The 18,999-nt window shown below is 68.5% G+C and carries 22 protein-coding genes; 10 read left to right on the top strand and 12 right to left on the bottom strand.

The features are described from left to right. Nucleotides 1–127 precede the first annotated feature (127 nt). From ACWEIJ_RS35290 to ACWEIJ_RS35275, 4 genes are all read right to left on the bottom strand, one after another. Complete coding sequence (locus tag ACWEIJ_RS35290) at nucleotides 128–2,647, bottom strand: ABC transporter permease (RefSeq protein WP_449841585.1); 2,520 nt, start codon at nucleotides 2,645–2,647, stop codon at nucleotides 128–130. After that, a complete protein-coding gene (locus ACWEIJ_RS35285) occupies nucleotides 2,640–3,395 on the bottom strand; it encodes an ABC transporter ATP-binding protein (RefSeq protein WP_449841584.1) in 756 nt (251 codons plus the stop codon). The genes ACWEIJ_RS35290 and ACWEIJ_RS35285 overlap by 8 nt, the downstream gene beginning before the upstream one ends. 220 nt (nucleotides 3,396–3,615) lie before the next feature. Beyond that, nucleotides 3,616–4,101, bottom strand: a complete 486-nt coding sequence (locus ACWEIJ_RS35280) for a hypothetical protein (protein ID WP_449841583.1) — start codon at nucleotides 4,099–4,101, stop codon at nucleotides 3,616–3,618. Nucleotides 4,102–4,147: 46 nt separating this feature from the next. After that, entirely contained in the window at nucleotides 4,148–5,125 is a 978-nt protein-coding gene (locus ACWEIJ_RS35275; RefSeq protein ID WP_449841582.1) for an LLM class flavin-dependent oxidoreductase, read from the bottom strand. A 36-nt stretch (nucleotides 5,126–5,161) separates the two neighbouring features. Here ACWEIJ_RS35275 and ACWEIJ_RS35270 point away from each other — a divergent pair, with 36 nt between their 5' ends. From ACWEIJ_RS35270 to ACWEIJ_RS35250, 5 genes are read left to right on the top strand one after another with little or no spacing between them, the layout of a single operon-like run. After that, nucleotides 5,162–5,431, top strand: coding sequence for a GNAT family N-acetyltransferase (locus ACWEIJ_RS35270; protein ID WP_449841581.1), 270 nt, complete (start codon nucleotides 5,162–5,164; stop codon nucleotides 5,429–5,431). Between the two features lie 48 nt (nucleotides 5,432–5,479). Next, entirely contained in the window at nucleotides 5,480–6,478 is a 999-nt protein-coding gene (locus ACWEIJ_RS35265; protein WP_449841580.1) for an MBL fold metallo-hydrolase, read from the top strand. Next, nucleotides 6,465–7,190, top strand: coding sequence for a lysophospholipid acyltransferase family protein (locus ACWEIJ_RS35260; RefSeq protein WP_449841579.1), 726 nt, complete (start codon nucleotides 6,465–6,467; stop codon nucleotides 7,188–7,190). Before ACWEIJ_RS35265 ends, ACWEIJ_RS35260 begins: the two co-directional genes overlap by 14 nt. Continuing rightward, nucleotides 7,187–7,321 carry a hypothetical protein gene (locus ACWEIJ_RS35255; RefSeq protein WP_449841578.1) on the top strand — a complete coding sequence of 45 codons (135 nt, stop codon included), beginning with the start codon at nucleotides 7,187–7,189 and terminating at the stop codon, nucleotides 7,319–7,321. The genes ACWEIJ_RS35260 and ACWEIJ_RS35255 overlap by 4 nt, the downstream gene beginning before the upstream one ends. A gap of 40 nt (nucleotides 7,322–7,361) precedes the next feature. Then, nucleotides 7,362–7,802 (top strand): ClpX C4-type zinc finger protein, encoded by a 441-nt coding sequence (locus tag ACWEIJ_RS35250; RefSeq protein WP_449841577.1) that lies wholly within the window; start codon nucleotides 7,362–7,364, stop codon nucleotides 7,800–7,802. On the opposite strand, the gene ACWEIJ_RS35245 is transcribed toward ACWEIJ_RS35250, so the two are convergent. Genes ACWEIJ_RS35245 through ACWEIJ_RS35235 form a run of 3 tightly spaced genes read right to left on the bottom strand, consistent with a single transcriptional unit; the run spans nucleotide 7,777 to nucleotide 10,866 of the window. Then, on the bottom strand, nucleotides 7,777–8,217 hold the full coding sequence (locus ACWEIJ_RS35245) for a response regulator (RefSeq protein WP_449841576.1): 441 nt from the start codon (nucleotides 8,215–8,217) through the stop codon (nucleotides 7,777–7,779). The genes ACWEIJ_RS35250 and ACWEIJ_RS35245 overlap by 26 nt on opposite strands. Further along, entirely contained in the window at nucleotides 8,210–9,724 is a 1,515-nt protein-coding gene (locus ACWEIJ_RS35240) for a sensor histidine kinase (RefSeq protein ID WP_449841575.1), read from the bottom strand. The genes ACWEIJ_RS35245 and ACWEIJ_RS35240 overlap by 8 nt, the downstream gene beginning before the upstream one ends. Continuing rightward, nucleotides 9,721–10,866: a PP2C family protein-serine/threonine phosphatase gene (locus ACWEIJ_RS35235; protein WP_449841574.1), complete on the bottom strand. Its 1,146-nt coding sequence runs from the start codon at nucleotides 10,864–10,866 to the stop codon at nucleotides 9,721–9,723. The genes ACWEIJ_RS35240 and ACWEIJ_RS35235 overlap by 4 nt, the downstream gene beginning before the upstream one ends. A 65-nt stretch (nucleotides 10,867–10,931) precedes the next feature. Between ACWEIJ_RS35235 and ACWEIJ_RS35230 the strand changes: the two genes are divergently transcribed. Beyond that, a complete protein-coding gene (locus tag ACWEIJ_RS35230; protein ID WP_449841589.1) occupies nucleotides 10,932–11,417 on the top strand; it encodes a GNAT family N-acetyltransferase in 486 nt (161 codons plus the stop codon). Here the strand turns inward: ACWEIJ_RS35230 and ACWEIJ_RS35225 are convergent. The 4 genes from ACWEIJ_RS35225 to ACWEIJ_RS35210 form a co-directional block, all read right to left on the bottom strand. Further along, complete coding sequence (locus tag ACWEIJ_RS35225; RefSeq protein ID WP_449841573.1) at nucleotides 11,352–11,822, bottom strand: YkvA family protein; 471 nt, start codon at nucleotides 11,820–11,822, stop codon at nucleotides 11,352–11,354. The two genes, ACWEIJ_RS35230 and ACWEIJ_RS35225, sit on opposite strands and share 66 nt — an antisense overlap. A gap of 67 nt (nucleotides 11,823–11,889) precedes the next feature. Continuing rightward, on the bottom strand, nucleotides 11,890–12,303 hold the full coding sequence (locus ACWEIJ_RS35220) for a hypothetical protein (RefSeq protein WP_449841572.1): 414 nt from the start codon (nucleotides 12,301–12,303) through the stop codon (nucleotides 11,890–11,892). Between the two features lie 83 nt (nucleotides 12,304–12,386). Continuing rightward, nucleotides 12,387–13,127: an anti-sigma factor family protein gene (locus tag ACWEIJ_RS35215; protein ID WP_449841571.1), complete on the bottom strand. Its 741-nt coding sequence runs from the start codon at nucleotides 13,125–13,127 to the stop codon at nucleotides 12,387–12,389. Further along, nucleotides 13,124–13,693 (bottom strand): sigma-70 family RNA polymerase sigma factor, encoded by a 570-nt coding sequence (locus tag ACWEIJ_RS35210; RefSeq protein WP_030468711.1) that lies wholly within the window; start codon nucleotides 13,691–13,693, stop codon nucleotides 13,124–13,126. The genes ACWEIJ_RS35215 and ACWEIJ_RS35210 overlap by 4 nt, the downstream gene beginning before the upstream one ends. A 114-nt stretch (nucleotides 13,694–13,807) precedes the next feature. On the opposite strand from ACWEIJ_RS35210, the gene ACWEIJ_RS35205 reads away from it, so the two are divergent. From ACWEIJ_RS35205 to ACWEIJ_RS35190, 4 genes are all read left to right on the top strand, one after another. Continuing rightward, nucleotides 13,808–14,410, top strand: coding sequence for a hypothetical protein (locus ACWEIJ_RS35205; protein ID WP_449841570.1), 603 nt, complete (start codon nucleotides 13,808–13,810; stop codon nucleotides 14,408–14,410). 61 nt (nucleotides 14,411–14,471) lie between these two features. Further along, a complete protein-coding gene (locus ACWEIJ_RS35200; protein ID WP_355451216.1) occupies nucleotides 14,472–15,182 on the top strand; it encodes a DUF4142 domain-containing protein in 711 nt (236 codons plus the stop codon). A gap of 162 nt (nucleotides 15,183–15,344) precedes the next feature. Continuing rightward, entirely contained in the window at nucleotides 15,345–16,172 is an 828-nt protein-coding gene (locus tag ACWEIJ_RS35195) for a 4Fe-4S domain-containing protein (protein ID WP_449841569.1), read from the top strand. Beyond that, nucleotides 16,169–17,557, top strand: a complete 1,389-nt coding sequence (locus ACWEIJ_RS35190; RefSeq protein ID WP_449841568.1) for an NAD(P)/FAD-dependent oxidoreductase — start codon at nucleotides 16,169–16,171, stop codon at nucleotides 17,555–17,557. The genes ACWEIJ_RS35195 and ACWEIJ_RS35190 overlap by 4 nt, the downstream gene beginning before the upstream one ends. 436 nt (nucleotides 17,558–17,993) lie before the next feature. Here the strand turns inward: ACWEIJ_RS35190 and ACWEIJ_RS35185 are convergent, their stop codons facing one another. Next, nucleotides 17,994–18,935 carry a beta-ketoacyl-ACP synthase III gene (locus ACWEIJ_RS35185; RefSeq protein WP_449841567.1) on the bottom strand — a complete coding sequence of 314 codons (942 nt, stop codon included), beginning with the start codon at nucleotides 18,933–18,935 and terminating at the stop codon, nucleotides 17,994–17,996. Nucleotides 18,936–18,999: the final 64 nt, after the last annotated feature.

Here is an 18,999-nt window from a genome sequence, read left to right as displayed (position 1 = left end):
CCACTTGGGCGTGAACTCCCCGAAGCCAGTTGTTGCTTCGGGGAGGGAGCGTGCCGTGGCGGCGGTGCTGCAGCTGGAGTTGGCCGCCGAACGCGCCGGCGGACGGTCAGCGGCCCCTGCGTGCCCATCACTCGTAGGCGATCGCGTCCAGCACGTTGAGCCGGGCGGCGCGGATCGCCGGCAGGATCGCCGCGATCACGCCGACGAACGCGGCCACCACCAGGTACTGGACCATGGTGGCCCAGGGGAACCCGATCTCCGAGATGCCCTGGTCCTTCAACGCCTGCACGGTCGCGAGGCCCAGCGCCACGCCGACCGCGAGGCCGAGCACCGCGCCGAACACCGAGATCACCACCGACTCGACGGTGATCATCCGCATCACCTGCGACCGCCGCATGCCGATGGCCCGCAGCAGACCCAGCTCACGGGTCCGCTCGATCACCGACAGCGCCAGGGTGTTGATGACGCCGAGGACCGCGATCAGGATCGCCAGCGCCAGCAGGATCTGGATCATCAACAGGACCGTGTCGAACTGCGAGGTCGTCTGCTTCACGAACGCGCTGCGGTCCTGCACGGTGATCTCGGGGTTGTCGGTGAACAGCGGCTCGACGCGCTTCTGCACGTCCGCCACGTTCGCCCCCGGCTTCACCTGCACGAACGCCTGGTTGATCTGGTCGGACCGGAAGCTGCGCGCCGCCGACTCCGGCAGCACCACGGCGTTCTGCAGCACCTGCGACTTGGCCCAGACGAACCCGACCGTGAACGTGCGGGCGTCGCCCTTGGCCAGCTGCAGCTTCACCGTGCTGCCGACCGACCACCCCTTCTCCGCGGCGAGGTCCTCCGGTGCCGCGAGCTGGTCGTCCTTCAGCGCCGCGATGTCACCCGACTTCGGGTTGAGCCCGAACATGGTCTTCATCGCGGGCACGTCGGTGACCGCGACGGCGAACAGCTGGCTGTCGCCCTGCAGCACGCCGTCCTGCGACCAGCCGAACGCCGAGCTCACGCCGTCGGTCTTCTCGACCTTCGTCAGCACGTCCCGCGCGAACGTCGCCTGCTGGCCCTCCATCTGACCCTCGCCGGAGATGATCAGGTCGGTCTGCAGCTGACCGGCGGCCAGCTTCTCGATCGACTTGGTCGCCGACGTCAGCACCACGCTCACGCCGGTGATCAGCGAGATGCCGACCATCAGCGCGGCCGCGGTGATGGCGGTGCGGCGCGGGTTGCGCGCGGAGTTGCGCCGGCCCAGCAGGCCCGGCATCGACCACGACAGCAGACGGCCGATCAGCGACACCATCGGCTTGGACAGCAACGGGGTCAGCAGCGCCACGCCGACGAACGCGACCAGGATGCCGCCGAAGATCAACGTCAGCGACGCCCTGCTGAAGCCGAAGCCCAGCGCCGTGCCGCCCAGTGCGACGACCAGCGCGCCGATGATCGTGACCTTGGTCAGCGGCCGGTCCGGCGTGGCCGCCTCCCGCATCGCCGCGACCGGCGCGATCCGCGACGCCCGCAGCGCCGGCATGACCGCCGCGACCACGGTCACGACGATGCCGACCGCGAACGACGAGATCACCGCCGACATCGGCACCCCGAGGCCCGCGAGGTGCAGGTTGCCGCCGCCGATCCGGCTGAAGATGCCCGCCAGCAGCGCGCCGACGCCCACCCCCGCGCCGAGACCGACGATCGACGCGATCAGCCCGATCACGATCGCCTCCAGCACCACCGAGCCGATGACCTGGCCGCGTGAGGCGCCCATCGACCGCAGCAGCGCCAGCTCCCGCGTGCGCTGCGCGACGATGATGGAGAACGTGTTGAGGATGATGAAGATGCCGACGAACAACGCGATGCCGGCGAAGCCGAGCAGCACGTAGTTGAAGAACTTCAGGCCCTCGTTGATCTGGTCGGCCTGCTCCTTCGCCAGCGTGGCACCGGTCTTCACGTCGTAGCCGGAGCCCATCTTCGCCGCGACCGCGTCGCGCAGGGTGTCGGCGGACGTGCCGTTCGCCGCCTTGACCCGGATCTCGGTGAAGACGTCCTTCTTACCCAGCAGCAGCTGCTGCGCCACGGGTTCGGTGAACCCGGTGGACAGCTCGCCGCCCATCGAGTCACGGCCACCGGGGTAGCCGTAGATGCCGACGACCTTGAAGGTCTTCTTGGGCTGCAACGTGAGCATGCCGATCTCGTCGCCCACCTTGAAGCCACCGGTCGAGGCGAGGTACGCGCCGAGCACCACCTCGTCGTCGGCGTTCGGCGCCCGGCCGTCGCGGAGCTCCTCTTGCCCGAGCCCGGTCCAGGCGAAGCCGAACCGCGGCGCGCCGGAGGTGGTGATCACCTTGCCGTTCTTGCCGATCGGCCGTGCCGAGCCCTGCACCAGCCCGTGGGCCTCCGCCACGCCGGGAGCGGTCTTCGCCTCGGCGACGGCCTGCGGCGTCAGCAGTTCCGGCTGCTTGCCCTTCTCCTTCTTGGGCGCCACCGAGACGTCCACTTTGGCGTAGACCGTGGAGAACATGTCGGTGAACGACCGCTGCAGCGTGTCGGTCAGCACGAACGAACCGGACACGAACATCACGCCCAGCACGACCGCGAGCGCGGACAGCACCAGCCGGAGCTTGCGCGACAGCAAGCTCTTGATCGTCGCTTTAAACATTCTGCACCGCGACCGAGTCGAGGTGCTTCATCGTGTCCAGCACCTCTTCCGCAGAGGGCGACAGCAGCTCGCGGACGATGTGGCCGTCCTTGAGGAAGATGACTCGGTCCGCGTACGAAGCGGCGTTCGGGTCGTGCGTGACCATCACGATCGTCTGCCCGAACTCACGGGCGGACCGCTGCAGGAACCCCAGCACCTCGGCACCGGACTGCGAGTCCAGGTTGCCGGTCGGCTCGTCCGCGAACACGACGTCCGGTCGCGACACCAGCGCACGCGCACAAGCGACACGCTGCTGCTGGCCGCCCGACAGCTGCGTCGGCCGGTGGGTCAGCCTGTCCCTCAGACCCACCGTGTCGATCACGACGTCGAACCACTCGCGGTCGACCTTCTTGCCGCCGATCGCGAGCGGCAGCGTGATGTTCTCCTCCGCGGTCAGCGTCGGCAGCAGGTTGAACTGCTGGAAGATGAAGCCGACCTTGTCCCGCCGCAGCTCGGTGAGACCGCGGTCCTTCAGCCCGGTCACCAAGGTGTCACCGATCCACACCTCGCCGCGGGTCACGTCGTCGAGGCCCGCGAGGCAGTGCATCAACGTCGACTTGCCCGACCCCGACGGCCCCATGATCGCCGTGAACCGGGACTTCTCCAGCTCGACGCTCACCCCCGCGAGCGCGGTCACGGCGGCATCGCCGGACCCGTATTCCTTCCACACGTCGACGGCTCTGGCCGCGACACCTTCGGACGCGCTCACCTTCAGTCCCCTCCTGTGGGCTTTTCGTGCGCACCATCTTCGGCGACACGAGCGCACCGAAGGGTCAGGTTCTCCCCTGAGAGAACCCTGAAACCAGTGTGCCCCTACCCCCGAGTGGACACGCTGAGAAACCTCTCAGCTCCAGTGCGTGCGCGTCTGCACGTGGTTGCGGGGAAACGATATTTCACCGGCGGGACAAGCGTCTTCCGCCTTCGGGTGACTAGGCCGTCAACTTCCGTCGCATTGGGACGGACGGTTGCATTCGCCAGGTAACCAATTCCACGCGGAGGCCTTCCCTCAGCGCGTTCTCGGCGAGCCAGTGGTCCACGTCACTGCGGTAGGCGCTCGCCGGCCGCGGCCAGCGGTCGAGCCAGTCGAGGAAGGCCGCGTTGCACGTGATCGGACCACCCGGCGGGCGCACGCCGAGCACGAGCACGGGGTCCTCTCCGACGGCGAACGAAGCGGCGGTGTCGTGCACACCCCCGAAGAGGACCCGGTCCGCACCCAGCTCACGGGCTTTGTCCGCCACCCCGAAGAACGCCGACCCGCGCCCGTGTGCGCGCACCACCAGCTGATGCGCGCCGAAGTCGGTGTCGAGGAACTCGTCGGCGTACGTGCCGTCGTCGGCCAGCACCAGCACGTTCGTGCCGCCGGGGAGTGCCCCGACCTGACCCGGATGCGTGATGCCGATGACGGTGATGCCCACACCGGGAATCCTCGCGGATCTGTGTTAACCCTTGGCACCGTTGGTGTTAAACAAGTTTCGGCAGCACTTCGGCACCGAAAAGGCGAATCGTTTCGACGACCGACTCGTGCGGCATGCCTCCGATGTCGACCATCACCAGGTGCGTGTCGATGGACAGCAACTCCGCCAACGCGTTCAGCCGGTCCGCGACCTCCTCCGGTGTGCCGCACACCGCCGCGCCGTCCATGATCGCGTTCACATCGATGTCGCCGTCACCGCGCCACGGGTCCGCGAACCGCGCGTACTCGGCCAGATGCGGCCGCCACCGTTCGCGCGCGTTGTCGTGCGCCACGAACACATGGCTCGGCACGCCGACACGTCCAGCGGGGAACCGTTCGCGATACCGGCGCACGACGTCCGCGTAGATCGCGGGATCCCGCAGCGTCGACGGAAGCATCAGCGGCATCTTCAGCTCGGCGCCCAGATCCGCCGACACCGCCGAGCCGGACCCGATCCACACCGTCGGCCGCGGCGCCTGCACCGGCCGCGGCGTCGTGGTCACGTGGCTCAGCGGCCCGCGGAACCGGCCGTCCCAGCTCACCCCCGGTTCCTCCAGGAGCTTGAGCAGCAACCGCAGGTGCTCCTCGAACCGCTCCCGCAGTTCGCCCGGCTGCACCCCGAACGCCGCGTCGGTCTGCTGGTCGACCCCGCGCGCCACGATCAGCTCGGCCCTGCCGTTCGACAGCACGTCCAACGTGGCCAGTGCCTCGGCGACCAGCACCGGGTCGCGGTGCGCCAGCAGCGTCACGCCGGTGGAGAGCTTCAGAGTGGACGTTCGCGCCGCCACGGCCGCCAGCAGCAGCTCGGGCGCGGACACGATGTACCGGGTGAAGTGGTGCTCGCCGATCGCGACGCCCGCGAACCCGGTCTCCTCCGCCACCACCGCCTGCTCGACCATCGCCCGCAGCCGGTCGGACTGCGACACCTCCTCGCCCGTGCACGGGTTGGGCAGGTGGTCGCCCAGGATCAGCAGGTAGACGTCCATGCGGATCATTTTCCACTGAGCGGGCAAGATGGGCGCATGGTCATCGACAACAGCGCCGAAAACCGGTACGAGGTCCACGTCGACGGCGCGCTCGCGGGGTTCCTGGAGTACCGGATGGTCGGTGACGTCATCGCCCTGGTGCACACCGAGGTCGACGAGGCCTACGCCGGCCAGGGCCTCGGCGCGCAGCTCGCCAAGTTCGCGCTCGACGACGCCGTTGCCCGTAGCATCAAGGTTTCGCCACTTTGCCCGTTCGTGGCGAAGTACATCGACAAGCACCCCGAATACCGTGTTACCGTCCGGTAGTAGTTGCGTACGCGAACAACGTTGGCGCTGACAATGAGGTGAGCGGGCGTGTGGAGTGAACCGGGCGCGTTCGAGGTGGCACCAGGAGTGCACCGGATCCCGCTGCCGCTGCCGAACGACGGCCTGCGCGCGGTCAACGTCTACGCGATCTCCGACGGCGACGGGCTCGTGCTCGTCGACTCGGGCTGGGCGCTCGACGAGGCCCGCGACCAGCTGGAAGCCGCGCTCGGCACCTTGAACAAGGGGTTCGAGGACATCCGGCGGTTCCTCGTCACGCACGTGCACCGCGACCACTTCACGATGGCGGTGTCGTTGCGCCGCCTGTTCGGCGCGAAGATCGGCCTCGGGCTCGGCGAACAGCCGTCGTTGCGGCACATCCTGCACGGCCAGAGCGACCAGCAAGTCGACGACCTGCGCAAATGGGGTGCGAACGAGCTGGCGGAGACGTGGATCAGGGTCATGCACCACGTCAACGTCGACGACGCCCGGCGTGGCTACGAGGAGCCGGACGAGTGGCTCGTCCGCAGCACCCTGGACCTCGAACACCGCAAGCTCGAAGTGGTCCCCACGCCCGGTCACACGCGCGGCCACGTCGTGTTCGTCGACCACACCGCCAAGGTGCTCTTCTCCGGCGACCACGTGCTGCCGCACATCACGCCGTCGATCGGCTTCGAGCCGTTGCGCCCCGAGCTCCCGCTCGGCGACTACCTGACGTCGCTCCGGTTGACCCGTGAGCTGCCCGACCTGAAGCTGCTGCCCGCGCACGGCCCGGTGACCGACAGCTCGCACGCCCGCGTCGACGAGCTGCTGCACCACCACGAGCAGCGGCTGGAGGAGATCCTCAAGGCGGTCAGCGGCAGCGCGTTCGAGACCGCCCGCAAGATCGGCTGGACGCGTCGTCAGCGCCGGTTCGACGACCTCGACATGTTCAACCAGGTGCTGGCCGTCGGCGAGACGGCCGCACACCTCGACGTTCTGGTCGAACGTGGTGAATTGACCAGAACGGTGAACGCCGGCGTGCTCGAATATCAGCGTGACACCGCTTGAGCTGGCCGCCTGGACCTGGAAGATGCCCCGCAGAGGCCGGGGTTTCTGGTTCTCCCTGGCGATCGACGTGTTGTGGCCGATCGTCGTGCTGTTCGTGCGTCTGCGCGTGCGCGGCAGGCAGCACGTGCCCGGCAACGGCGGCGTGATCCTCGCGTTCAACCACCTGTCCAACGCGGACACCGTCGCGGCAGTGGTGTTCGCGCTGATGTCGAACCGGGTGCCGCGCGTGCTCGCGAAGGCGTCGTTGTGGCGCACGCCCGTCATCGGCTGGGTCATGCACTCCGGCGGCCACATCCCGGTGGAGCGCGGCACGGTCAAGGCCGCCCAGGCCCTGAAGCCTGCGGTGGAGGCGTTGCGGGCGGGGGAGTGCGTGATGGTGTTCCCCGAGGGCACCTTCACCACCGACCCCGACCACTGGCCCATGAAGGGCAAGTCGGGGGTCGCGCGGATGGCGCTGGAGAGCCGCGTGCCGGTCGTCCCGGTCGCCGAGTGGGGCACGCAGGACCTGCTGCCCAGGGGCACGATCCTGCCGAGGTTGTTGCCCCGCAAGAAGGTCGAGGTGGTCGCGGGTGCACCGGTCGACCTGTCCGACCTGTACGACCTGGAACTGACCGCCGAGGTGCTCGACGAGGCCACCACGCGGGTCATGGAAGCCATCACGACCATGTTGTCGGGTATACGTTCCGGGCAAACGGGTAGCCAAAAGGCATGACTTTCCCGAATGAAGGTGTCAGGCCCGGAGGGGACGGGCTGTGGGCGCCCGTGATCCCAGAGCCACGTGAAGAGCAGCAGTGGGTCGTGCAGGCCGACGACGACCCGTTGATCGTGCGAAGCCTGGACTAGTGTCTAGACAACCTAGACGCGTCTAGCTACCCTAGACGGCATGACTCTGGATGAGGAACTGCTCGCGTCAGCGCGCAAGGCCGGCACGCTCGCGGCCGCCGCGCAGGACCAAGCCGACATCGCCAAGGCCGTCTACCACCACAGCGTGCTGCGTCTGCACCGAGCCGGCGGCTCGATGCGCGAGATCGCGGAAGCGCTGAAGATGAGCCACCAGCGCGTGCACCAGATCGTGGAGCAGTCCAAGCGCACCGAGAAGTGCTGGTTCTGCGGGCGGACGGGCGATGAGGCCGGCAAGATGATGGCCGGTCCGGCCGCGCTCATCTGCGACATCTGCGTCGCCGCCGCTCAGGTCGCCGAGGTCGGCGACTGCTCGTTCTGCAGCGAGACCAAGCCGGTCCACCGCGGCGCGGAGGCGGAGATCTGCCAGTCCTGCCTCGACTTCAGCGCCGGCGTGATCAGCGGGGCAGCTTCACCACGGTGACGAAGAAGTCGTCTATCTGGCGGACGACCTCGATGAACCGTTCGAAGTCCACCGGCTTCGTGACGTAGGCGTTGGCGTGCAGGCTGTAGCTGCGCAGGATGTCCTCTTCGGCGTCCGAAGTGGTCAGCACGACGACCGGGATAGACCGCAGTTCGGCGTCCGCCTTCACCTCGGCCAGCACCTCGCGCCCGTCCTTGCGGGGCAGGTTGAGGTCCAGCAGGATCAGGCCCGGCCGCGGCGCGTCGGCGAACTCGCCCTCGCGCCGCAGGAAGGCAAGCGCTTCCACGCCGTCCTTCACCACGTGCAGGGTGTTGCGGATCTTGTGGTGCTCGAACGCTTCCTGCGTCATCAGCGCGTCACCGGGATCGTCCTCCACGAGCAGGACGTCGATCACGGTCAGCGGTGTCTCATTCATGCGGTACCTCAGCCAAATCTTCCTCGGCGACGGGCAGGGTGAACTCGAACGTCGTGCCCGCGTCCACGTCGGTCTTCAGCCAGATGGTCCCGCCGTGGTACTCGACGATCTTCCGGCACATCGCCAGGCCGATGCCCGTGCCCGGATAGGCGTCCTTCGGGTGCAGGCGCTGGAAGATGATGAAGATCCGGTCAGCGTACTCCGGCTCGATCCCGATGCCGTTGTCGTGCACCGAGAACTTCCACATGTCCCCGTCGCGCTCCGCCTCGATGTTGACCACGGGATCCGAGGAGCCCCGGAACTTCAACGCGTTGCTGATGAGGTTCTGGAACACCGCGCTGAGCAGGGACGCCTCCCCCCGCACGGAAGGCAGGTTCTCCGCCACGATCCGGGCGTTGGTCTCCTCGATGCGTTCGGAGAAGCTGTCGACGAGGTGCCGCACGATCTCGCCGATGTCGACCATCGTGCGTTCGCGGGTGATGCGGCCGACGCGGGAGAACGCCAGCAGGTCGTTGATGAGCCCCTGCATCCGCTTCGCGCCGTCGACCGCGAACTCGATGTACTGGTCCGCGCGTTCGTCGAGCTTGCCGCCGTAGCGCCGTTGCAGCAGCTGGCAGAACGACGCCACCTTGCGCAGCGGCTCCTGGAGGTCGTGCGACGCGACGTAGGCGAACTGCTCCAGCTCGGAGTTGGACCGCTGCAGCTCGGACTTCGCCGCGTCGAGCGTCGCGAGCTCGTGCACGATCCGGCGGCGCATCGCGTCGACGTCCTCGCCGAGCATGACCGTCTCGCGCGGGCCGTGCGCGTCGATCTCGTGCTCGAAGTCGCCCGACGCCACCTGCCTGACCTGCTCGGCCAGCTCCGAGAGCGGCGTGACCAGCAGCCGGTGCAGCAGCAGCGACAGCCCGCCGATCACCGCGACCAGCAGCACGCCCACGCCGATCACCAGCCACAGCACGACGGTCGCCGCGTGGTTCACGTCGTCGCGCGCGCCCGCACCGAGGTGGCCGATGTCGGCCTGCAACCGGTCGAGCTCGGTGCGGACCTGGTCGAAGAGCGTCTTGCCGCGGTCGTTGTCCTGCGAGGTCGTGGTGACGGGCCCGGACTGGCGGACCGCGGCGATCGTGGGTTCCGCGTACTGGGTCCGCCACTCGCGCGCGAGGTCCTCGATGTGCTGCACCCGGCCGTTGACGTCGCCGACGAGGTCGCGCACGTCCTTCGCGGACCGCATCTCCTCGGTCTGCCCGTCCAGGTACGGCTTGAGGAACTCCATCTCGCCGGTCAGCACGTATCCGCGCAGGCCGGTCTCCTGGTCGAGCAGCGCACGGCTCAGGTCCTTCGCGCGGCGTTCCGCGGGCGCGATCCGGTCGATGGACTGCCCGCGGGCGTCGGCGAGCGAGTCCAGCGCGACGACCGTGGACGCGATCGCCACCGCGGTCATGGCCAGCAGGATCGTGACGATGGCGATCAGCAGGCGGCTCGCCGGCAACCGTTCCGTCAGCTTCACACGGGGTCCTTCAGCAGCAGCACGGCCATGTCGTCGTCGAGTTCCCCTCCGTTGAGCTCCGTCACCTCCGCGATCAGGGGGTCCAGCCAGTCCGGGCCCTGCCGCAGGAGGCCGCGCAGGATCTCGCACAGGCGCTCGACGCCGAGCCGATCGGTGTCACCGGGTACCCGGCCCTCGATCAGTCCATCCGTGTAGCAGACGAGCTGCCAGCCGGGCGGCAGCGGCACGTCCACGCCGGTCCAGGCGTAGTCGGGCAGCACGCCCAGCGGCACGCCCACCTTCGACGGCGGCAGGTCGACGATCTGCTGGCCGGCCACGAGCAACGGCTCGGGGTGCCCGGCCAGGAAGTAGCGGGCCGAACGCCGGTCCGGTGCCACGGTGACCACGCAGGCGGTGGTGAAGATGCCCTCGCCGTGCCGTTCCGCGACGAGCACCTGGTCCAGGGTCCGCAGCACCTTCTCCGGCGGTTCACCCGCGAGCACCAGGGCCCGCCAGGCGATCCGCAGGCACACGCCGAGCGCCGCCTCGTCCGGGCCGTGGCCGCAGACGTCGCCGATGATCGCGTGCACCGAGCCGTCGGGCAGGCCGACCGCGTCGTAGAAGTCGCCGCCGAGCAGCATGCGCTGGCCGCCGGGCTGGTAGCGGACCTCCAGGTCGAGGTCGGACCCCTTGAGCAGCGGGGGAGGCAGCAGGCCGCGTTCGAGGCGGGACCGTTCCGCGGCGATCAGCTTGGCTTCGCGCAACTGGCGCTGGGCGTCCTCGGCGCGGCGGCGTTCGACCGCGTACCGGACGCCGCGCAGCAGCAGTTCGCCGTCGACCTGGCCCTTGATGAGGTAGTCCTCGGCACCGGAGGCGACCGCGTCGATGCCCTCGCGTTCGTCGTTCAGCCCGGTCAGCACCAGGATCGCGGGCGCGTCCGGCGTGCGCAGCAGCCGGTAGAGGCTGTCCAGGCCCTGCGAGTCGGGCAGACCGAGGTCGAGCAGCACGCACTCGGCGTCGCCGAGCATGCGTTCCGCCTCGGCGAGCGTGTAGGCGCGCGACAGGATGAACGGCGCCCTCGCCTCTTCGAGCAGTGCCTCGACGAGCAGGGCGTCGCCATCGTCGTCCTCGACCAGGAGGACGCGCACGGACTTGGTTCGCATCAGGTCGGACTTTAACGTTATTCAGGTGCGGTGCTCGCGTCCGACCTACCAGGATTGCGGGCGTGTTGATCCGTCTCGCCCAACCAGCCGAACTGCCGTACCTCCAGGAGATCGAAAACGCGTCCGGGGAGGCGTTCCGCGACATCGGCATGCCCGAGATCGCCGACGACGACCCGATGTCGCTGGAAGCGCTGGCAGAGCACGAGGTCTGGGTCGTCGTGGGGGAGCAGGGCGTGCCCGTGGCGTTCATCGCGGTTGGAGACGTGGACGGTGCCACGCACGTCCACCAGGTCAGCGTGCACCCGTCGCACGCGCGGCAGGGCCTCGGCGCGGCCTTGATCGAGCACGTGACGCGGGCCGGCCGCGCCGTGACGCTGACGACGTTCCGGGACGTGCCGTGGAACGCGCCGTACTACGAGCGCCTGGGCTTCCGCCCGGTCACCGTGACTTCGCCCGGCCTCGCCGAGATCATGAGCGAGGAGGCCTCAAGGGGCCTCGATCCCGCGACTCGGGTCGCGATGGTCCTTCTCCCAGCGCAGGAACGAGCCTGACGCGACGGAGAGGCTGCTGAGCAGCCACACCAGCACGCCCGCGTCGTCGGTCACGCCGATCACCGGCAGGAAGTCCGGCAGGACGTCGATCGGCGAGATCAGGTAGACGAGCGCGACCGCCCACAGCACCACCTGGCTGCGCGGCAGCTCCGGGTACTTTCCGCCGCGCCAGGCCTTCCACAGCCGCGGCAGGGCCTTCGCCCGCTGGATCGGGTTGCCGACCGGCCCCGGGACGCCCTGGGCGCGTTTGCGGCGGTTGCGCAGCACGCCCAGGACGACGAACAGCAGGCCGAGCGCGATCATCACCCAGCCGACGACCGCCGGGTTCAGCCCACCCAGCCCGGCGGTGCGGAAGAGCAGGATCGCGAGGCCCGACAGGGAGATGAACGACCCGAAGACGACCATGGGTGGCGCGGCCTCCAGCCTTTGCCTCGTGTTTCGCCGGTCGGACGTGAGGTGCCCGGTCGCGGCCCTAGCTGGGCTCCTGGAAGAGCATCGTCGGAATGGCCTTGGGCGGCTGCTTCCCGGGTGGTTCCGGCTGCCTGAACTCGAGGACGGGTTCGGGTTCGGGTTCCCTCTCGGGAACCTCCTCAACCACCCGCTTGCGCGCCGCCTTCACGGGCGCGGGCGTGGCCTGGTCCAGAGCGGCACGCGCCTTGGAGATCCAGACCTTCTGCATGGCCTCGTCCTTGCTGCCCGCCGCTGTCGCGGCGAGTCCGGAGAGGACACCGCGGATGCGCGGAACCAGAGCTGGATGACGCCGAATCGCCTGCCACACAGCGTGATCACCCGGTAGCCGGGCGGACACGAGCTGCTTGACCTGAGCGCGCAGCTCCTCTGTGGACAGATCGAGCCAACGCTCGACCGCTGACGGGCCTATCGCCACGTGCACAGCCTCCCCGAAAACGACAACCGCCCCCACAGGATCTCACGGATCCAGCGGGGGCAGTGGTCTGGTGTCGGGAAGCGTCAGGAAGCGACGACTTCGAGCAGGGTCTTGCCGTTCTCGTCCACGATCCGGAACGTCGCGATCTCGTGCCAGCGCATGGCCACGTTCGCCTGGAGCCTGATCGTCTTCTTGTCCCCGGCCACGGGTTCGGGGGCGTACCAGGACGTGACCTGGGCGACGCGGCCCGCGCGCCCGACGGCGACGAGTGATCCCCTGCTGGGGCCGGACATGCCGCTGACCTCGATGTCCATCGAGGTTCCCCAGGGCTCGTCCGAGGCGGTGATCTTCGTGAAGACCCCGCTGTTCGGGTCCTGCTGCTGCACCCGCATCGAGGAGTCGGTGGAGTTGTTCGCCACCGGCGTCTGCGACGTCGTCGTGGTGTGCTGGGGTGCGGCCGAGTTCGAACCGTTGTCGCTGCCGCGCACGACGAGCGACGTGACGACGGCCGTCACCGCCACGATGCCGGCGGCGGCGGCCGCGACACCCTGGGCGACGAACCACCGTCTGCGCTTCCTGCGTGCGGCGACCGCGTCGAGCATGACCCGCACCGACTTGCCGTCCGGGCGTTCCGGAGCTGTGCCGCGCAGCATTCCGCCCGCGTCGGCCTCGTCGATCAGGTCCGGCACCACCGCGAAGTCGCGCAGGTCAAGGGCACACCTGCGACATTCCGTCAGGTGGTTCTCGAACGCCTCCACCTCATCGGCATCGAGGATGCCGAGCACGTAGGCGGCGACGTCGAGGTGATCTGGTGCCGTTGTCACCGCGTCTCTCCCCGATCGTGCAACGCACGCCGCAACGCTCGCAGCGCGTAGTACACCCGCGACTTGACCGTTCCTGGTGGCACACCCAGTGCCGCCGCGGCCTCACCGACGGTGCGATCCCGCAGGTATGTCTCGAGAATAGCCTCCCGATGCTCTTCTGAGAGACCGTTCATCGCCTCGGCGACGACGATCGCTGCGAGGGTGCGATCCTCCTCGCCACCCGAAGGCGACTCGTCCGAAGGGGTCAGTTCGAACTCCTGCGGACGGACGCTTCTCTTCCGTCTGTCGTCAATGACCAACCGCCTTGCCACCGTGAACAACCACGACCGCAAGAGCACAGGGTCACGCTCGAGTTTCTCGGCGTTGCGCCACGCCCTGACCAGGGTTTCCTGCACGATGTCCTCGGCCCATTGTCGATCATGGCCCGTCAACCTCATGCAGTGTCCCAGCAGGGCGCTGCCGAATTCCTCGTACAGCCGGCGGATCAACTCTTCCTCGAGAGACCCCGGTCTTGGTGATTGTTCGTCTAACTCGCGTTGACGTCTATGCCGCGCCACGGGGGACATCCTTGCCCCATGATGCGTCTCAAGTCGAGAGGCAAATATTCCTCACGAACTCCGTGAACCGTTGCCGGATCGTGTCCGTACTCCTCGGTACCCAAGCTGAGAAAGGACCTGCCGATGCGACGTGGTCAAGCCATCACCGCCCTGGCGGCACTGGCTGTCAGCCTCACCGCGTGCGGCAGCGACCAGACCCCTCCTGGAGGCTCCGGAGCAGGCGGTTTGTCGGCGAAGAACGCCGACACCAGCGCCGCGATGATGTTGTTCATCTCCAACCGGGACGACATGGGGTGGTTCGTCACCGATGGCGACGGCCTCCCGCTCTACCGCTTCGACAAGGACACCCCGAAGCCGTCGAAGTCCAACTGCGAAGGCGAGTGCGCGAAGACCTGGAAGCCGGTCCCCGCGGACAAGCCGGTGATGGCGACCGGGGTCGACCCGATCTCCATGGGCACGCTGACCAGGCCCGACGGCACGAAGCAGCTCACCATCGCGGGCTACCCGCAGTACACCTTCGCCGAGGACAAGGTCGCCGGCGACCTGAAAGGCCAGGGAAAGGGCGGCACGTGGTGGGTCACCGCCCCCAACGGCGCCAAGATCACCGGCGGCAAAACGCAGAACAACACGCAGAACAAGAGCAGCAGCACGCCGAGCACGTCCCCCAGCCCGACCGGTGACCAGGCACCGCCGCCTGCGCCGACCTCGGGTTCGTCCGGCTACTGAGTCCACTGCTCGATCACGAAACCCCTACCGACTTCCACCGAACAACGAGGACATCAAGACGATGACCAGAGCCCTCGCCACCGTCTTGGCGATGTTGTTCCTCTTCTTCGCCACTCCTTTCGCTGCTCAGGCGCAGCCCGCGGACACCGGCGGAGTGCAGGACACCCCGACGGGTCCGTTGACCGCGAACGACCGCGAGCTGCTGAACAAGGTGCGCCAGGCGGGCCTGTGGGAGATGCCGATGGGCGAACTCACGGCCACGAAGGCTTCGAACGCGCGGGTCAAGCAGATCGGCAAGATGATCATGCTCGACCACATGATGCTGGACAACCTGACGAAGAAGACGGCTGCCCAGTTCAACCTCACCACGCCCGACGTGCCGAACCCCTCGCAGCAGTCGTGGATGGACGAGCTGAACGGTCTCGAAGGAGACGCGTTCGACCAGGCGTTCGTCGCGAGGCTCCGCGCCGCGCACGGCCAGGTCTTCAACTTCATCGCGAAAGTCCGCACGCAGACCCGCAACGACACCATCCGCGGGTTCGCGCAGGCCGGTATCGACGTGGTGATGAAGCACATGACGTTGCTGGAGAGCACAGGGCTCGCGGGCGATCCCGCCTTCGCAGAGCCCCAGCCCGCCGGCGGCATCATCAAGGCGAACCTCGCCTCCGGCGACGGTCCGAACATGTGGGTGATCATCTCGGTCACCGCCGCGGGAGCCGTTCTCACGGTGCTCCTGCTCCGAGTACTCCGCCCGCGACGACCGGTGCGGTGAGTCGGCAAGACCCCGTTCTGTAACGGGAAACGGAGGTGGTGTCCCAAGGTCAGAGGCACTCCAACGCGGACCTGTTCCCACCCGCCCGGCCCTGATGTGTCCACTCCTGCACGACAGGACCGGGCGGGTTCCCGCGAGAAGTTCTTTCCGGAGGAAGAGTTGTTGTCCAGCCAGATTCCGCTCCTGGTGGCCCAGGCTTCCGAGTTCGACTCGGGCGTCAAGAAGATGGCACAGCTGTCTGCCAGGCTGGCTTACGTCATGATGTGCGCCACGTTGTCCTGGGGCGTGCTCATCGCGACCGGATGGGCCGAGAAGCTCACCGGCCGTGAGGGACTGAAGAACGGGCACATGGTGCTCGCCTCGTTGACGATCGCGTTCGGTTCCATCCACGCGTTCGCCTTCACGTTGATCCAGAACGGCACGTTCAGCTTCATCAAGCTGGTGCTGCCGTTCGTGGACGGCGGCCTCTTCCGGCACGCGCTCGGCATCGTCGGACTCGAGGTCATGGCCGCGATCGCCATCCTGGCGTCGATGCGGCACAAGGTCTTCTACCGCAAGTGGCTGAGGTTCCACCAAACGGCGTACATCGTGGTGACCGCCACCGTGGTCCACTCCTGGTTCGGCGCCATCGCGAACGGCAACCTGTCCGTTCTCTGGCTCGCCGGCCTCACCATCCTCGTCCCGACCGCGACCGTGTCGCTGGCCCGCTTCCTGCCGCCCGACGTGCTGATGCGCATCGGCATGCTCGACTCGGAGCGCGGCAAGGAACCCGGTGTCGGCGAGGGCGACGCGATGGACGTGAGCGTCAACAACGAGAAATGCCACCGCTACGGCACGTGCCAGGCGGAGGCGCCGGATGTTTTCCAGTTGATCGAAGACAACCGCCTGACCTACAACCGCCGCCCGCCGGAGGAGCACTTCGCCCAGGCCCGAGCGGCACAGCGCGCGTGCCCGATGCGCGCGATCGAGATCAGGGAGCGAGTGAAGTGAGCGAACGGATCGTGGTCGTCGGCGGCGGGCTCGGAGGAGTCCGTTCCGCGGAACGGCTGCGGGAGATGGGTTTCGACGGGCAGATCACGATCCTGTCCGCCGAGCGGCACCTCCCGTACCACCGCCCATGCCTGTCGAAGCAGATCATCACCGGTGAATGGCACCCGGACGACTCGCTGCTGAACTTCTCCGGCGACCTGGACGCCGAGTGGCGGCTGAACTCACCCGCGTTGCACCTGGACCCGAAGAAGCAGTCGGTCTGGGTGCCGGGAGGCGAGGAGATCAAGTACGACGGCATGATCATCGCTACCGGCGTCGACGCCAGGGCGATGGGCGGAGCACCGCGCCACGACCCGCGGGTGCACGTGCTGCGGACGCTGGACGACGCGGTCGCGATCCGCAAGAACATCCGTCAGTCGCAGGGGCTCGTCGCCGTCATCGGCGGCGGTTTCATCGGCTGCGAGCTCGCGTGTTCGGTTCGTCACATGGGCCGCGACGTGGCCCTGATCGTGCGCTCGCCGGCGCTGCTGGGCGGCATCGTCGGTGACGAGATCGGCAAGAAGATCACCGAGGCGCACGTCCACCACGGCGTGCGGCTGGCCACCGGTGTCGGCATCAAGCACTGGGTGCGCCAGCCCGGCGGCATCGGCATCCACCTCTCCGACGGCCAGGTCTTCTTCGCCTCGTGCGTCGTGCTCGCCGTCGGTGCCTCGCCGGCCGTCGACTGGCTGCGCGGTTCCGGCCTGGACATCAGCGACGGCGTGCTGTGCGACGCCACGAACCACGTGATCGGCGCCGAGAACCTCGTCGCGTGCGGTGACGTGGCCCGTTGGCCGAACATGCGCTTCAACGGCGCCACCCGCCGCGTCGAGCACTGGCTCAACGCCGTCGAGGGCGGCCGAGCCGCCGCCGAGAACCTGCTGGTGGGCCGCAACCACGCCAAGGCCTACACACCGGTCCCGCGGTTCTGGACCGAGCAGTACGGCATGCGCGTGCAGGGCGCCGGTCTGCCGGTGCTGGGCACCGACACCACCGACGTCAACGGCCTCACCGGCTTCATCGCCAACGGCAAGCTGGTCGGCATCGTCGGCCTCGAACAGCCGGGCCGGATCATCACCGAGACCCCGGAGCTCTTCCGCCAGAACACGGTGGACACGAACGTCTCGGTGTGGACCCAGCCCGCACCCGCGGAGGAGACCAGGGTGGCCGCCGCGCCACCGGCCGCCCCGACCACTCAGATCCAGGTGCCCGAACCGGTCGCCGCCCACGCATCATCCGTTCCCCCGTCCGTCTCGTCGTCGATGTCCCCGCCTTTGCAGCGGCGGAGGCATTCGCGATCGAGGCCGGAGATGGTGCGAGTGGGCGGAGGACGCGCGAGGCCTTAACCCGGTCAGGAGGTATCAGCCCGCCGGCACAGGGCAAGCGGGAACGGCGAACTCCGACGTCGCTCGCGTTGGCCAGGTGGCGGACCGATGACGCCACGCGCGCGATGCGCTCGTTCCCGCGCCGGCAGGCTGAACTCCTTCTCGTGCGTCACCAACGGTGTGGCGGCTCGGCGGGCTCCCGAGTCGCCACACCGGCCTTTTTGGACGGTTGTTGTGTTGCGGTCTGCTGGTGGTTGCCCTGCGGTGGTTGCGTTCCAGCGGGGTGGTCGCCTTGCGTGCGTGGTTGCGTGGGGCGGGCGGGGCTGCGGTCGTTACCGCTTGCGGGCAGTTCGTCAGCGGATATCCGGCGCAAGGTCAACGACCGCACGGACCCGAACCGCGCGCCGGGCGACCTCCCGCGCGGTTCCCGTTCGCCTCTCGCCCGCCCGGTACGTCCCTACGGGCAGGTGATGACCTGGCCGGCCCAGGACAGACCACCGCCGAACGCGAAGAGCAGCACCGGCTCGCCAGAGGGGAGCTCGCCTCGTTCGGCCATTTTGGACAGTGCGAGCGGCACGGACGCGGCGGACGTGTTGCCGGAGTCCACGACGTCGCGGGCGATCACCACGCCGTCGCGCAGGTCGAGGCGGCGGGTCATGGCCTCGATGATGCGCAGGTTGGCCTGGTGCGTCACGATGCCGGCCAGGTCCCTGGTGGTGATGCCGGCGCGTTCGCACGCCTGGGCGGCGACGGCCGGGAGTTCGCTGGTGGCCCAGCGGAACACGGCCTGGCCCTCCTGGGAGAAGCGCGGCTGCCAGGCGTCGACCAGGCGGACGGCGTTGTTGCGGCTCGGGTCGGAGCCCCACGTGACCGGGCCGATCTCGGCGTTGTCGGCGGCGCTGAGGACGGCGGCACCGGCGCCGTCGCCGAGCAGGATGCAGTTGCTGCGGTCGGTCCAGTCGACGAGGTCGGACATCTTCTCGGCGCCGATGACCAGGGCGTGGCGGGCGGCTCCCGCGCGCAGGGTGTGGTCGGCGGTCGCGAGGGCGGTGCAGAAGCCGGCGCAGGCGTTGTTGAGGTCGAAGCAGACCGCGCTCGGAATGCCCAGCCGGCCGGCGACCTGCGCGGCGATCGACGGGCAGCGGTCGATCGCGGAGCAGGTCGCGACGATGACCTGGCCGATGTCGGACGGCTGCAGGCCGGAGGCGGCGAGCGCCTTGGACGCCGCTCCCGCCGCCATGTCCGTGACCGACTCGTCGTCCGCGAGGCGGCGGGTGGCGATGCCCGTGCGCTGGCGGATCCACTCGTCGTTGGTTTCGACCATCTTCTCCAGGTCGGCGTTGGTCAGCACGCGCTGCGGCTGGTGGTGCCCGAGCGCGACGACACGGGATCCGGACAAGGTGAGCTCCTTCGGCGAGGCGACGACGCGGCGAATATAGCAACCGATCGGTCGGTAGCTAAAG

Source organism: Lentzea sp. NPDC004789, assembly GCF_053601075.1.
The sequence above is the reverse complement of the archived record's forward strand: the minus strand, read 5'-3'. Positions and strand labels throughout refer to the sequence as shown.